General features: G+C 75.4%; 12 protein-coding genes. 5 read left to right on the top strand and 7 right to left on the bottom strand.

The window, feature by feature from the left end; all coding sequences use genetic code 11:
- Positions 1–9: 9 nt before the first annotated feature.
- Complete coding sequence (locus O7598_RS01765) at positions 10–1,251, bottom strand: FUSC family protein (protein WP_442929783.1); 1,242 nt, start codon at positions 1,249–1,251, stop codon at positions 10–12.
- A 69-nt stretch (positions 1,252–1,320) separates the two neighbouring features.
- On the opposite strand from O7598_RS01765, the gene O7598_RS01760 reads away from it, so the two are divergent.
- Positions 1,321–1,956 carry an HD domain-containing protein gene (locus O7598_RS01760; RefSeq protein ID WP_269689714.1) on the top strand — a complete coding sequence of 212 codons (636 nt, stop codon included), beginning with the start codon at positions 1,321–1,323 and terminating at the stop codon, positions 1,954–1,956.
- Here O7598_RS01760 and O7598_RS01755 read toward each other — a convergent pair.
- Positions 1,882–2,214, bottom strand: coding sequence for a DUF4031 domain-containing protein (locus O7598_RS01755; protein ID WP_269689713.1), 333 nt, complete (start codon positions 2,212–2,214; stop codon positions 1,882–1,884). The two genes, O7598_RS01760 and O7598_RS01755, sit on opposite strands and share 75 nt — an antisense overlap.
- Before the next feature lie 31 nt (positions 2,215–2,245).
- Between O7598_RS01755 and O7598_RS01750 the strand changes: the two genes are divergently transcribed.
- Complete coding sequence (locus tag O7598_RS01750; protein ID WP_269689712.1) at positions 2,246–3,646, top strand: FAD-binding oxidoreductase; 1,401 nt, start codon at positions 2,246–2,248, stop codon at positions 3,644–3,646.
- A gap of 1 nt (position 3,647) precedes the next feature.
- On the opposite strand, the gene O7598_RS01745 is transcribed toward O7598_RS01750, so the two are convergent.
- Both O7598_RS01745 and O7598_RS01740 read right to left on the bottom strand, forming a co-directional pair.
- Positions 3,648–4,124 (bottom strand): hypothetical protein, encoded by a 477-nt coding sequence (locus tag O7598_RS01745; RefSeq protein ID WP_269689711.1) that lies wholly within the window; start codon positions 4,122–4,124, stop codon positions 3,648–3,650.
- 102 nt (positions 4,125–4,226) lie between these two features.
- A complete protein-coding gene (locus O7598_RS01740; protein WP_269694710.1) occupies positions 4,227–6,029 on the bottom strand; it encodes a glycerol-3-phosphate dehydrogenase/oxidase in 1,803 nt (600 codons plus the stop codon).
- Between the two features lie 68 nt (positions 6,030–6,097).
- Here O7598_RS01740 and O7598_RS01735 point away from each other — a divergent pair, with 68 nt between their 5' ends.
- The 3 genes from O7598_RS01735 (at position 6,098) to O7598_RS01725 (ending at position 9,813) form a co-directional block, all read left to right on the top strand.
- Positions 6,098–8,596 carry a S8 family serine peptidase gene (locus O7598_RS01735; protein WP_269689710.1) on the top strand — a complete coding sequence of 833 codons (2,499 nt, stop codon included), beginning with the start codon at positions 6,098–6,100 and terminating at the stop codon, positions 8,594–8,596.
- A gap of 33 nt (positions 8,597–8,629) precedes the next feature.
- Entirely contained in the window at positions 8,630–9,550 is a 921-nt protein-coding gene (locus tag O7598_RS01730) for a GNAT family N-acetyltransferase (protein WP_269689709.1), read from the top strand.
- A 62-nt stretch (positions 9,551–9,612) separates the two neighbouring features.
- Positions 9,613–9,813 carry a hypothetical protein gene (locus O7598_RS01725; protein WP_269689708.1) on the top strand — a complete coding sequence of 67 codons (201 nt, stop codon included), beginning with the start codon at positions 9,613–9,615 and terminating at the stop codon, positions 9,811–9,813.
- 67 nt (positions 9,814–9,880) lie between these two features.
- Here the strand turns inward: O7598_RS01725 and groL are convergent, their stop codons facing one another.
- From groL to O7598_RS01710, 3 genes are all read right to left on the bottom strand, one after another.
- Positions 9,881–11,503, bottom strand: coding sequence for a chaperonin GroEL (gene groL / locus O7598_RS01720; RefSeq protein ID WP_269689707.1), 1,623 nt, complete (start codon positions 11,501–11,503; stop codon positions 9,881–9,883).
- Between the two features lie 274 nt (positions 11,504–11,777).
- Entirely contained in the window at positions 11,778–13,196 is a 1,419-nt protein-coding gene (locus tag O7598_RS01715) for a hypothetical protein (protein WP_269689706.1), read from the bottom strand.
- Positions 13,197–13,306: 110 nt separating this feature from the next.
- Positions 13,307–13,510 carry a cold-shock protein gene (locus tag O7598_RS01710; RefSeq protein WP_039909088.1) on the bottom strand — a complete coding sequence of 68 codons (204 nt, stop codon included), beginning with the start codon at positions 13,508–13,510 and terminating at the stop codon, positions 13,307–13,309.
- Between the last annotated feature and the right edge of the window lie 206 nt (positions 13,511–13,716).

Raw genomic sequence — 13,716 nt, 5'->3', positions numbered from 1 at the left:
CGTCGACGGTCAGCCGACCGGCGGGGCGGTGGGAGGTCGGGGCGCCTCGTCGGCCTGCTGGTCGCTGCCGTGGAACGCCTCGCGGACCAGGCGGTTCGCCTCCTCCTGCTCGATGCCGGAGGCCACCATCAGGTCGCTGGCGGCGGTACGCACCTGCGCGATCACCACGCTGCCGGAGAAGCCCACCCCCACGCCGTACGCCCGGCCGGCCTCGCTGACCGCGCGCAGCGTCCGCTCCCGGGCCTGCTGCGGCTCCTCCCCGACGGCGAACTCGTGCCGGAGCAGGCGTACCGACTCGGCGAGGTGGGCGATGGCGTCCGGCATCGGCTCGGGGATCGCCTCCTCGTCCTCGATCATGGTGACCGAGCGCCGGATCAGCGTGCCGCTGTTGCGCATCGCCCGGTCGATCGGCTCGGCCGCCTCCGCGTAGTGGGTCAGCTCGCTGCGCCGGTGCCAGCGGGCCGGCGAGATGGTGATGGTCTCCTTGGCGCCCTCGATCGCCTCGCTCAGCGCGGCCAGTTCCTCCTTGTTCTCCCGGAGCCGGAACAGCGCCCGCTGGGCCGCGCCCCGGTCCCGGTTGCGCAGCGCCTCGGCGCACACGTCGAGCTGCTCGGCGAGCAGGTCCAGCGCCGGCCGCGCGGCCCGGTTGATCACCCGGAGCGGGTTGAGCGGGAGCAGGACGGCGGTGACCACGAGCGCGATGCTGCCGCCGATGAAGGCGTCGACGAAACGTGGGAACTCCAGGTTCTGGGTGGACGGGCTGAGCGTCACGATCAGCACCGCGGTCGCCGCCGCCTGGATCACGATGGCCACGCTCGCCCCGGCGAAGATGGTCAGCAGGATCGCCGAGGTCACCACCAGCGCGAGCTGCCAGGCGCCGGTGCCGAGGAAGTAGATCAGCACGTCGCCGACGAGGACACCGACCGCCACCCCGATGATCAGCTCGACAGTGCGCCGGAACCGCTGGCCGACCGAGGCGGCCAGCGTGCCCACCGCGGAGATCGGCGCGAAGACCGGCTGCGGGTTGTGCAGCAGCCGGTGCGAGACGAGGTACGCCAACCCGGCCGCGAGCCCGGCCTGCAACGCCAGGCCGAACGCGGTGCGAACCCGGTGCAGCCGGTCGTGCAGGGTGGCCTTGCCCTTGTCGCGCAGCTCGTCCATGGCGGCGGAGATCCGCGGCCCGTCCAGATCGGCCAGCCCTTCGCGCGACGTCATCCGCCGCAGGAGCGGCGGTCGTGGGTCCCGGGCCATGGCGGGTACTACCCGTCCCGCCCCGGGTGAATCCTCGCCCCGCCGCCCGGATCGGGCAGACTGCACCGGATGGACGAGCTGACCGCGCGATGGCGCACCGCGGCGCGGGCGGCCGGGGCCACCGACCCGGACGCCGTGCGGCGGGCCGGGGCGCGGCTGCTGGCCGGCTGGCGGGAGCCGCACCGACACCACCACACGGTGGATCACCTGCGGACGGTGCTCGACGTCGTCGACGCGTACGCCGGTCGGGCCCGCCGCCCGGACCTGGTCCGGCTCGCGGCGTGGTGCCACGACGCGGTCTACGACCCGCGCGCGGGCGGCGACGCCAACGAGCGGGCCAGCGCCGACCTGGCCGGGGCGCTGCTCACCGCCACCGGGCTGCCGGCCGGGGCGGTCGACGAGGTACGCCGCCTGGTGCTGCTCACCGCCGGCCACGCGGTCGCACCGGACGACCCGGACGGCGCGCTGCTCTGCGACGCCGACCTGGCTGTGCTGGCGGCCGAGCCGGGCGACTACGACAGGTACGCCACCGCGATCCGCCGCGAGTACGCCCACGTCGCCGAGCCGGACTTCCGCGCCGGCCGGGCCGCGGTGCTGCGGGAGCTGCTCGACCTGCCGGCGCTCTACCGGCTACCCGAGCCGCACGCCCGCTGGGCGGACCGGGCCCGCGCCAACCTGACCCGGGAGCTGGACGGCCTCACCTGAGCCCCGGCGCTTCGGGCGGCGCAGTCCGGCGGCGTGCAGCCGGCGGACGATCTCCCGGGACGGAACCACCGTGGCGCCCAGCCAGACCGCCACCGCGAACCGTTCGGCGGGCAGGTCGTAGTGGTCCCGGTCGAAGCCGCGCCGGGGCACGCCGAGCAGTTCGGCGAAGGCGTGCAGCTCCGCGTACGAGACGTCGCTGATCAGGTGCGACCAGAGCCGGCCGCGCCAGGGCACCGCGGGCGGGTCCAGGAAGAGCATGGCGACCGAGGGTACGCGTAGCCTTCCCGGCATGGCCGCCCATCCCCTCCTCGACGAACTGCGGGCCGAACTCGGCGACACCGCCGTGCTGACCGACCCGGACCTGCTGGCCGGCCACGAGCGGGACGAGGCGGACCTGTGCGCCTCGGGCACCCCGCTGGTGGTGGTCCGCCCCCGCGACACCGCCCAGGTGGTGGCGACCGTGCGCGCGGCCGGGCGGCACGGCGTACCGGTGGTGCCGCAGGGGGCGCGGACCGGGCTGGCCGGCGCGGCGAACGCGGTGGCCGGGGCGCTGGTGCTGAGCACCGTGGCGATGGACCGGATCGTGGAGGTCGACCCGGTCGGCCGGATCGCCGTGGTGCAGCCCGGAGTGGTCAACTCGGCGCTGGCTCAGGCGGTGCGGGCGCGTGGGCTCTGGTATCCGCCGGACCCCGGCTCCTGGGAGTCGTCCACCATCGGCGGCAACGTGGCCACCAACGCCGGCGGCATGTGCTGCGTGAAGTACGGCGTGACCAGCGAGTACGTGCTCGGCCTGGAGGTGGTGCTCGCCTCCGGCGAGGTGCTGCGCACCGGCCGGCGCACCGCCAAGGGAGTCGCCGGGTACGACCTGACCCGGCTCTTCGTCGGCTCGGAGGGCACCCTCGGGGTGATCACCGAGGTGACCGTGGCGCTGCGGCCGGCGCCCGAGGCGTCGCTGACCCTGGTCGCGGTCTTCCCGACCACGGCCGCAGCCGGCGGCGCGGTCGCCGGGATCGCCGAACGGGGGCTCACCCCGAGCCTGCTGGAACTGCTGGACCGGACGCACCTGCGGGCCATCGAGGCGTACCGGCCGATGGGGTTGCGGACCGACGCGGAGGCGCTGCTGCTGGCGGCGGTGGACACCGGCGACCGGGCGGCCGGCGACCTGGCCCGGATCGCCGAGGTGTGCACCGCGGCCGGCGCCGACGAGGTCTGGACCGCCACCGACGCGACCGAGGCCGCCGCGCTGCTCCAGGCCCGGCGGCTGGCCCACCCGGCGATGGAACGGTTCGCCGCGCAGACGTTCCCCGGCGGCAACGGCGGCCTGGTCATCGACGACGTGGCGGTGCCGCGCGGCCGGCTCGCGGAGCTGCTGGACGGGGTGGCCCGGATCGCCGGGTCGTGCGACGTGCCGATCGGCGTGGTCGGTCACGCCGGCGACGGCAACATGCACCCCAACATCGTGGTCGACCGGGCCGACCCGGCGAGTCTGGACCGCGGCCGGCGAGCCTTCGACGAGATCATGCGGCTCGGTCTGGAACTCGGTGGCACCTGCACCGGCGAGCACGGCGTCGGGCTGCTCAAGCGGGACTGGCTGGCGCGGGAGATCGGCCCGGTGGGCGTCCGGGTGCACCGGGCGATCAAGACCGCGCTGGACCCGGCGGGGCTGCTCAACCCCGGCAAGGTGATCTGACTCAGCCCTTGTCCTCGGCCGGCGTGGCCTGGGTGAGCAGCAGCAGCACGTCGTACGCCACCGGGGGCGCCGGCTCGCCCGGGCAGTCCTGGATGGTGATGGTCAGCTCCGGCGGGATGAGCAGCGACGAGGTCAGCGCGCCGATGCACAGCTGCCGGTAGCGCCGGGCCTCGTCGGTCTCCTTCGCCAACGCCGGGTCGGCGAGCATCCGCTGCAACCGCTGGGTCTGCTCGGGGTTGAGCGCGCCTGTCGCGTCGACGCCGTCGCCGGCGCAGTCGCGGCACTGCCACCGCCCGGCCGGGTCGACGTCCAGCGTGCGGACCTTGCCGTCCGAGCCGAGCCGTTGCAGCAGCGTGACCCGCTTCCCGACCGGCGTCGGGGTGGCCGAGAGCTGCTCACCGGTGGGCGTGGCGCTCTCGGCCCGGCCGAGGAGCGAGCAGCCGGTCAGGGCGGTTGCCAGCAGGACGGCGACGGACACTGCGGGGACGCGCGTCGAGGATGGACGAACCACGCGGGAAACCTACACTTCCGTAGGTTGCGCGCACTACCCACCGAGCGGCCGGTAAGGGTTCCGGTCTGCTCAGCGGGGCGAACTCGGCAACTCGGTGCCCCGATCGGCGGCGAAGCCGCGCACGTCGGGAGCGCCGAGGCGCGCCGCGTCGGCGGCGATGTCGTCCGGCATGAGCTGCGACTCCCGCTCGGCCTCCACCCGCGCCCGGTAGTTGGCGACCTCGCGGGCACGGGTCGCCGCGTCCCAGCCGAGCACCGCGCCCATCAGCTCCGCGACGTGCTCCGCCGACTCCAGGCCGCGGTGGCTGGTCTCGATGGAGATCCGGGTACGCCGGGTGAGCACGTCCTCCACGTGCAACGCGCCCTCGGCCCGCGCCGCGTACGTCACCTCGGCGGCGAGGTATTCCGGCGCGCCGGCCAGCGGCGAGCCGAGCAGCGGGTCGGCGTCGACCAGGGCGAGCACGTCGAGGGTGAGGTTGCCGTAGCGCTCCAGCAGGTGCTCGACCACCCCGACCGGCACCCCGTGCCGGCGGGCCAGGTCGGCCCGGTCCCGCCACATCGCGGCGTAGCCGTCGGCGCCGAGCAGCGGCAGGTCGGCGGTGCGCGACGGACGGGTCCGGCCGAGCCGGTGCGCCGCGTGGTCGACGACGTCGGCGGCCATCACCCGGTAGGTCGTGTATTTGCCGCCGGCCACCAGCAGCAGGCCGAGCATCGGCTCGACCACGGCGTGCTCCCGGGAGAGCTTGGAGGTGGAGTCGGCCTCGCCGGAGAGCAGCGGGCGCAGCCCGGCGTAGACGCCCTCGATGTCGGCGGTGGTCAGCGGCCGGTCCAGCACGGTGTTGACCTGTTCCAGCAGGTATTCGATGTCGCGCGCGGTGGCGGCCGGGTGGGAGCGGTCGAGCTGCCAGTCGGTGTCGGTGGTGCCGATGATCCAGTGCCCGCCCCACGGGATGACGAAGAGGACGCTCGTCGCGGTGCGCAGGATGAGGCCGGTCTCGCCGACGATCGCCGACCGGGGCACCACGAGGTGCACGCCCTTCGACGCCCGGACCCGCAGGCCGGGGCGCAGCCCGACGTCGTTGAGCATCCGCGACATGTCGTCGCTCCACACGCCGGTCGCCGCGATCACGGTGCGGGCGCGGACCTCGAACTCGGCGTCCGGCGAGCCGGCCGGCGCCTCCAGGTCGCGCACCCGGACGCCGGTCACCTCGCGGGCCTGCCGGACCAGGCCGACCGCCCTGGCGCTGTTGACCACTGTGGCACCGAGGCTGGCCGCGGTGCGGGCCAGCGTCACCACCAGCCGGGCGTCGTCGACCTGGCCGTCGTAGTAGCGGATCGCGCCGGCCAGCGTGTCGGGTCGCAGGCTCGGGAAGACCCGGCGGGCGCCCTCGCGGGTCAGGTGCCGGTGCAGCGGCATGCCGCGCCCGCCGCCGAACACCCCGGCGAACGCGTCGTACGCGGCCACGCCGAGGCCGTAGTAGGAGCGGCGGAGGAACCGCCGGGGCAGGTCGCGCACGCCGCCCTCGGCCGGCAGCGGCACCAGGATCGGCACCGGGCGGACCAGGTGCGGGGCGAGCCGGGTGGCGAGCAGCCCGCGTTCGGTCAGCGCCTCGTGGACCAGGTGGAACTCCAACTGCTCCAGGTAGCGCAGGCCGCCGTGGATCAGCTTGCTGGACCGGCTGGACGTGCCGGCGGCGTAGTCGCGCGCCTCCACCAGGGCGACCTTCAGCCCGCGGGACGCCGCGTCGAGCGCCGCGCCCGCGCCGGTCACCCCGCCACCGATGATCAGCACGTCGAACCGCTCGGCGCGCAGCCGGCGCAGGTCGTCGGCGCGGCGCTCGGCGGAGAGCTGACCGGCCGCGGATCGGGACACGTTGGGGTCGCGCACCCGTCCACGGTAGCCGTCCCCGCGCCACGGCGACACGCCTCGGCCGTACCGTGATGACCATGCTGACCGGCCCGCCCGCTGCTCCCGTACCCCTGCCGCCGCGCGAGACCGGGCCGTGGCCGGTCGTCGCGGCGGTGGCGACCGGCGTCTGGGCGGTGCTGGTCACCGTGCCCGGCCAGGTCACCGGCTGGTTGATCGACCAGGTGGTACTGGTCACCGGGCTGGACCGGGCGGTGGCGGTCTGGCCGATGGTGGCGGTGATCACCATGCTGCTGGTGGGCGGACCGGCGCTGGCGCTGGCGCTGCTGCCCCGGTCCCCGGCGGTGCGGGCGGCCGGGCGGGCATGGACCGGCGGCGCTGTCGCGCTCGGCGCGGCGACGCTGCTCCGGGCGCTGCCGCCGGTGCACCACGAGGCGTACCTGGCGGCGCTGGCGGTGACCGCCGCGCTGCTCGCGCTCGCCGCCGCGTGGCTGGCCCGCCGTCGCCCGGCGGCCCCGGCGACGCCACCGCCCGGCCACGTCGCGCCCACGGCGACAAGCGGGGGCGACGGCGGAACGGCGGCCGGCGGCCCGGATCCGTCGCCGGGGACGGCCGCCGGCGGGGGTCGGCGGCCCGGCGCGGTGTCGCTGCTGGCGGTCGCCGCCGGGCTGGCGGTCCTGCTGCCCTGGGTCTGGGTGGGCGCGCTGGGCGGGGCGTTGGAGACGCTGCTCGCCGGCCTGGCCGCCGCCGCGTTCGGCGTGCTGGCCGGGGTGCTGCTCGGCCCCGCGTTCTGGGCCGGCCTCGCGCCCGGCACCGAGGTCCGGCCGGCCCGGCTGGTGCTTGTCGGCGGCCTGGTCGCCGGCGTCACGCTGGCGCTGCTGGCCGCCGGCGCCGGGCAGTCGGGCGCCCAGTTGCCGGGCCTGCTCCTGCTGCCGCCGCTCGGCTTCGTGCTGGGCGCGCTGGAGGTGGCGGCCCGGCACGCCGGCCGGCCGGCCGGGCCGGCGCCGGTGCGCTGGCTGGTCGGCCTGGCGCTGGCCGGGCCGCTGGCCCTCACCGACCCGGAGGAGATCACGCTGCTGCTGGCCAGCACCCGCGACGTGCCGTTCTGGGTCGCGGTCGGCGCCGGCGCCGCGTTCGCCGTCGCGGTCCTGCTCGCCGTCGGGTACGGCGTGCTGCTCGCCCGCCCGCGCGCCGGCGCACCCCGCCGGGGCGTGGCCGGGTCGGTCGCCGGGGCGCTGCTGGCCGCCGTGGCGGTGGTCTACGTGGTGCCCGGCCAGCCGGGCCTGTACGGCGAGCGGCTGCTTGTGGTGCTGCGCGAACAGGCCGACCTGAGCGGCCTGCCGGCCGGCGCGCCGGGCCGGGCCGGCCGGGACGCCCGGGCCGCCGAGGTGTATCGGCGGCTGGTCGACACCGCCGACCGCACGCAGCGCGACCTGCGCCGCACGCTGACCCGGCTGCGCCTCGACCCGACGCCCTACTACCTGGTCAACGCGATCTCCACGGACGGCGGCCCGGCGGTACGGGCCTGGCTGTCCGGCCGCCCCGAGGTGGCCCGGGTGCTCGTCGACCAGCGACCGCGCCCGCTGCCCGCGGCGGCGCCGCCGGCCCGGGGTGACACGCCCGCGCCGACCGGCCCGACCTGGAACGTGTCGCTGATCGGCGCGGATCGGGTCTGGTCGGAGCTGGGCGTCACCGGCGCCGGCGTGGTGGTGGGCAGCTCGGACTCCGGCGTGGACGGACGGCACCCGGCGCTGGCCGGCGGCTTCCGGGGCGGCGACGACTCCTGGTACGACCCGTGGGAGCACCGCCGGGCGCCGGCCGACCGGGGCGGCCACGGCACGCACACGCTCGGCAGCGCGGTGGGCCGGGACGGAATCGGGGTGGCGCCGGGCGCGAGCTGGGTCGGCTGCGTCAACCTGGACCGCAACCTCGGCAGCCCGGCCCGCTACCTGGACTGTCTCCAGTTCATGCTGGCGCCGTTCCCGCCGGGCGGGAACCCGCTGACCGACGGCCGGCCGCAGCGCGCGCCGGACGTGCTGACCAACTCGTGGGGCTGCCCGCCGCTGGAGGGGTGCGACCCGGGGGCGCTGCGCCCGGCGACCGCCGCCCTGGCCGCGGCCGGCATCCTGGTGGTGGCCGCCGCCGGCAACGAGGGGCCCCACTGCGGTTCCATCTCGGACCCACCGGCGCCGTACCCGGACGTGCTCACGGTCGGCGCGGTCGACCGGTCCCGTCGGCTCACCGAGTTCTCCAGCCGGGGCCCGACCGGGACGGTCGCGAAGCCCGACCTGGTGGCCCCCGGCGCGGCCGTGCCGTCGGCGTTCCCCGGCGGCGGGTACGCCACCCTGGACGGCACCTCGATGGCCACCCCGCAGGTGGCGGGCGTGGTGGCGTTGATGTGGTCGGCCAATCCGGCGCTGGTGGGTGACCTGGACCGGACCCGGCGGATCCTCACCGAGACCGCCACCCCGGCCACCGTTCCGGGCGGCTCGACCTGTGGCGGCACCCGGGACCTGGTCGGCGCCGGCCTGGTCGACGCGTACGCGGCGGTGCGGGCGGCCCGCGCCGGTTAACAAACCTTGCCCGATGGCCTAACGTCGGCCGCCATGGAGATCATCGAGCTGGGCCCGGAGCGCCTGCCCGAGGTCGTCGACCTCTGCCGGCGGGCGCTGGACCTGCCGGAGGACGCGGCCGAGGCGCCGGCCGTGGTGGCCACGCTGGCCGTGCGGGCGGCGGCCGACCGTCCGGTGCTGTGCCTCGGCGCGGTCCGCGACGGCACGCTGGTCGGGGCCCTGGTCGGGTCGCTGTCGGCGACCGATCCGCGGCGCGGCCACGTCGACCTGGTCGCGGTGGCGCCGACGGAGCGCCGCCGGGGGATCGGCACGGCGCTGCTGACCGGGGCGGAGGATCGGCTGGCCGCGCTCGGCGCGTCCGAGCTGCTGCTGGCCGGCAACCCGCCGTACTACGCCTGGCCGGGCATCGACGTCCGGTACACCCCGGCGGTCTGCGCCGCGTCGCGGCTCGGCTACCGGCAGGACCGGACGGCCTGGAACATGACCGCCGCGCTGACCGAGGGGTCGCCGGCGCTGCGCCCGACCGAGGCCGCCGAGCATCGGCTGGCCGCTCACGGCGTGACGGTACGCCGGGCCAATCCGGCGGACCTGCCGGCGTTGGTCGGGTTCGCCAGGTCGGTGTTCGGCGGCACCTGGGACGGTGAGCTGGCCGGCTCGGTGGGCCGCCCGGACGCGGGCACGCACCTGGCCGAGCGGGACGGCGAGATCCTCGGCTTCGCCGCGTACGGGTCCGCGCGGCCGAGCTGGTTCGGGCCGATGGGCACCGCCCCGGCGGCCGAGGGCTCGGGGATCGGCGGGGTGCTGCTGCGCCGCTGTCTCCGGGACCAGGCGGCGGCCGGGATCGCCGCGGCGCAGATCGGCTGGGTGGGGCCGGTGCCGTTCTACTCCGGCGCGGCCGGCGCCCGGATCGAGCGCGTCTTCTTCCTCTACCGGAAAGCCATCAAAGGCGCATAACGCCGTTCGCCCTCCGCGATGATCGGCCGCCCCCTACGGTCGAGGCACGGAGGAGGCGGCGCATGCCCACGGATGACGAACGGACCCACGAGCCGGCCGGCGAACTGGCCGCCGATCGGCTCGACCTCGGCGACGCCGAGCAGGACGCCGCCGACCAGCCACCCACGGAGGAAGCACGCCAACCGGTGGACGAGCCGAGGCGGCTGGTCCCGCCGTACGACCGGGCGCACAAGCGGCGCAACCAACGCCCGCTGCCCACCTGAGGCGACATGCGGAAGGGGCGGACCGCTGACGCGGCCCGCCCCTTCCGGCGTACTGGTGGAGCTGGACTCAGAAGTCCATCTCCCCGCCACCCGGGCCAGCCGGGGCGGCCGGGGTCTTCTCCGGCTTGTCCGCCACGACGGCCTCGGTGGTGAGGAACAGCGCGGCGATCGAGGCGGCGTTCTGCAGCGCGGAACGCGTCACCTTGGCCGGGTCGATGATGCCGGCGGCCAGCAGGTCCACGTACTCGCCGGTCGCGGCGTTGAGGCCGTGACCCGGGTCGAGGTTGCGAACCCGCTCGACGACGACGCCACCCTCGAGGCCGGCGTTGACGGCGATCTGCCGCAGCGGGGCGTCCAGCGCGATCTTGACGATCTGCGCGCCGGTCGCCTCGTCGCCGGCCAGGTCCAGCTTGTCGAAGGCGGTCTTGCCGGCCTGCACCAGCGCGACGCCACCACCCGGGACGATGCCCTCCTCGACGGCGGCCTTCGCGTTGCGGACGGCGTCCTCGATGCGGTGCTTGCGCTCCTTCAGCTCGACCTCGGTGGCCGCGCCGACCTTGATCACCGCAACACCGCCGGCCAGCTTGGCCAGACGCTCCTGCAGCTTCTCCCGGTCGTAGTCGGAGTCGCTCTTGTCGATCTCGGCCCGGATCTGGTTGACCCGACCCTGGATCTGGTCGGCGTCGCCGGCGCCGTCGACGATGGTGGTCTCGTCCTTGGTCACCACGACCTTGCGGGCGCGGCCCAGCATGTCGAGGTTGACGGCGTCCAGCTTGAGGCCGACCTCCTCGCTGATGACCTGGCCACCGGCGAGGATGGCGATGTCGGTCAGCATGGCCTTGCGGCGGTCACCGAAGCCCGGCGCCTTGACGGCGACCGACTTGAAAGTGCCACGGACCTTGTTGACCACCAGGGTGGCGAGGGCCTCGCCCTCCAGGTCCTCGGCGATGATCAGCAGCGGCTTGCCCGACTGCATGACCTTCTCCAGGATCGGGAGCAGGTCCTTCACCGACGAGATCTTGCTGTTGACGATCAGGATGTAGGGGTCGTCGAAGACGGCCTCCATACGCTCCGGGTCGGTCATGAAGTAGGCGGAGATGTAGCCCTTGTCGAAGCGCATGCCCTCGGTGAGCTCGAGCTCGAGGCCGAAGGTGTTGCTCTCCTCGACGGTGATGACGCCTTCCTTGCCCACCTTGTCCATCGCCTCGGCGATGATCTCACCGACGGTGGTGTCACCGGCGGAGATGGAGGCGGTGGAGGCGATCTGCTCCTTGGTCTCCACGTCCTTGGCGAGCTTGAGCAGCTCCTCCGAGACGTTGGCGACGGCGGCCTCGATGCCCCGCTTCAGGGCCATCGGGTTGGCACCGGCGGCCACGTTGCGCAGACCCTCGCGAACCAGGGCCTGGGCCAGGACGGTCGCCGTCGTCGTGCCGTCACCGGCGACGTCGTCGGTCTTCTTCGCGACCTCCTTGACCAGCTCGGCGCCGATCTTCTCGTACGGGTCCTCGAGCTCGATCTCCTTGGCGATGCTCACACCATCGTTGGTGATGGTGGGGGCACCCCACTTCTTCTCGAGCACGACGTTGCGGCCCCTCGGGCCGAGCGTCACCTTCACGGCGTCGGCGAGCTGGTTCATGCCCCGCTCGAGGCCGCGGCGCGCCTCTTCGTCGAACGCGATCATCTTGGCCATACGGCGTTGTCCTCCTGGACACTCACGGGCCACCCGGGATGCCCGGATGGGCCGTCTGGTGTACGCACCTTGGGGACGTCGCCACCTGGCGACGACGACGTCCTCCTCGGTCGGGCCGGACAGCCCGCGACGACCGGCCCCGTGCCGCGCCGACGCCCTCCAGGCACCTGCGCGGCCGTGGCCCTACCGCCCCGACCATTGGCACTCACCGTACGCGAGTGCCAATGACTTGTTTAGCACTCTCCCTAGCCGAGTGCAAGCACGACAGCGCCGCTCAGCCGAGTTCCGCAGCCAGTCGGGCCGCGTTCACCGGGCCTTCGTGGGCCCGCTGCTCGGCGTACGCGGCGACCAGCCCGACGAGCTGCGCGAGGTAGGCCGGCACGGCCACCGCGGCGCCGATCACCGCCAGCGCCACCGCACCGACAGTGGTGCCCGGCGCCGCCGTCGGATCGGCACCGAACAGCGCGCCGCTCACCGCGCTCACCACGACGTCCAGCACGCTCGCCGCGACGAGCGCGCACACCACCAGCGCCACCCGGCCCAGCATCATGCCGAAGCGCTGGTGGAACATCCGCCAGGCCCGCCCGATCGGATCCTGCCGCTCGAACAGGTACACCGGCCCGAACAGCGCCACCGCGAACCCGGCGTAGACGCCGGGCAGCAGGCAGAAGCAGGCGCCGACGGTGACCAGCAGCGAGACCACGATCGTCCAGCCCCACAGGCCGAGCGCGCGGCGCAGCCCGTACCGCAGCGCGGCGCCGACACCCACCGGCTCGCCGGCCGCCTGCCGGGCCACCACCCAGGTGCCCGCGGCCCAGCCCACGGCCTGGAGCGGACCCAGGAGCAGGGCGGCGAGCAGCACCGCGCCGTAGAACACGAAGAACCGCTCCAGGTAGCCGTCCGGCAGCACCGGCGCGCCGTCCGAGCCGGTCACCATCTGATCGGTGGGCACGAGGAAGAGCGAGAGGACGGAGATCACCGCCGCCGGGACGCCCTGGGTGAGCAGCATGATCGGCAGGAGCTGCCGCCACCCCCGCCGCACCGCGCCCACGCACCGGGCGAACCAGCCGCCGACGCCCGCGTGCGGCGGGGTGACGAGCGGATCGTTCGGGTCGAGACCCGGATACCAGCCGTGCGGACCGCCGGGCACCGGCTGCGCGGGGAAGGCCGCGCCGGGCATCGGATGACCGGGGTACGCCGGGCCGGCCTGCCAGTTCCAGCCGGAGGACGGTACGGCGTCCGGCGCGGGCCAGCCCGGCGCGGCGGTGTCCGGCGCGGGCCAGCCCGGCGGGGCGGCGTCCGGCGCGGGCCAGCCCGGCGGGGCGGCGTCCGGCGCGGGCCAGCCCGGCGGGGCGGCGTCCGGCGCGGGCCAGCCCGGCGGGGCGGCGTCCGGCGCGGGCCAGCCCGGCGGGGTGCCCTGCTGCGCCGGCCACCCGGGCGGCGGCGGGCCGTCCGGAGTGGGGCCGGGCGGGGTGCCGTACCCGTGCGGGGTGGAGCGGCCCGGGTCGGAGTCGGACGGCCCGGCGGTGGCCGGCGCGGCCCACGGGTCGGCGGCCGGCGGACCGGAGGTGGGCGTCGGCGGATCGGACGGGCCCGCCTGCGCCGGCACCGGCCCGGCGGCCGGCGATGCGGGCCGGTTCGGGTCGGTCGGGGGCACCGGTGGGGTGGAACCCGACGGGGGCAGCTCGGACATGGGCCCTCCTCAGCGGCAACGGCTGGAACGGCTCATGATCTTCCACGGTGCGGTGCCACGACGCTGCACCGGTCGGGGTGGTTCGGCCGCGTGCGGCGGCCGCCGAGGGATCAGGCGATGACGCGGACGTGCTCGGCCTGCGGACCCTTCTGGCCCTGGGCGATCTCGAACTCGACCCGCTGGCCGTCGTCCAGTGCCTTGTAGCCGTCCATCTCGATCGCGGAGAAGTGGACGAAGACGTCCTGCCCGCCGTCGACGGCGATGAAGCCGTAGCCCTTCTCGGCGTTGAACCACTTCACGGTGCCCTGTGCCACGGTGCACTTCCTCACTCTGCGCGGCGTTCCAAGACCCGGGAACCGGCGGACCGGCACCGGCGGCGCACCGGTTCGAGCCATCGGCGACGGCCGCTGAATTCGGTGACCGAAATCGCACGCTACACGAGGCGTGACGACGGCGCACGACCACAAATCGGGCATAATTCGGCCGCCTGCGGCCCCGCCGGAGCACGATTCCGGACCGA

Origin of the sequence: Micromonospora sp. WMMC241 (assembly GCF_027460165.1) — a bacterium.
In the GTDB taxonomy this organism is placed as follows: Bacteria; Actinomycetota; Actinomycetes; order Mycobacteriales; family Micromonosporaceae; genus Micromonospora; species Micromonospora humi.
The sequence above is the reverse complement of the archived record's forward strand: the minus strand, read 5'-3'. Positions and strand labels throughout refer to the sequence as shown.

Bases quoted from the DNA above. Each gene is read 5' to 3' on its own strand.
- groL (WP_269689707.1), bottom strand. From the start codon at position 11,503: ATGGCCAAGATGATCGCGTTCGACGAAGAGGCGCGCCGCGGCCTCGAG.
- O7598_RS01750 (WP_269689712.1), top strand. From the start codon at position 2,246: ATGGCCGCCCATCCCCTCCTCGACGAACTGCGGGCCGAACTCGGCGAC.
- O7598_RS01755 (WP_269689713.1), bottom strand. From the start codon at position 2,214: ATGCTCTTCCTGGACCCGCCCGCGGTGCCCTGGCGCGGCCGGCTCTGG.
- O7598_RS01725 (WP_269689708.1), top strand. From the start codon at position 9,613: ATGCCCACGGATGACGAACGGACCCACGAGCCGGCCGGCGAACTGGCC.
- O7598_RS01760 (WP_269689714.1), top strand. From the start codon at position 1,321: ATGGACGAGCTGACCGCGCGATGGCGCACCGCGGCGCGGGCGGCCGGG.
- O7598_RS01715 (WP_269689706.1), bottom strand. From the start codon at position 13,196: ATGTCCGAGCTGCCCCCGTCGGGTTCCACCCCACCGGTGCCCCCGACC.
- O7598_RS01735 (WP_269689710.1), top strand. From the start codon at position 6,098: ATGACCATGCTGACCGGCCCGCCCGCTGCTCCCGTACCCCTGCCGCCG.
- O7598_RS01730 (WP_269689709.1), top strand. From the start codon at position 8,630: ATGGAGATCATCGAGCTGGGCCCGGAGCGCCTGCCCGAGGTCGTCGAC.
- O7598_RS01765 (WP_442929783.1), bottom strand. From the start codon at position 1,251: ATGGCCCGGGACCCACGACCGCCGCTCCTGCGGCGGATGACGTCGCGC.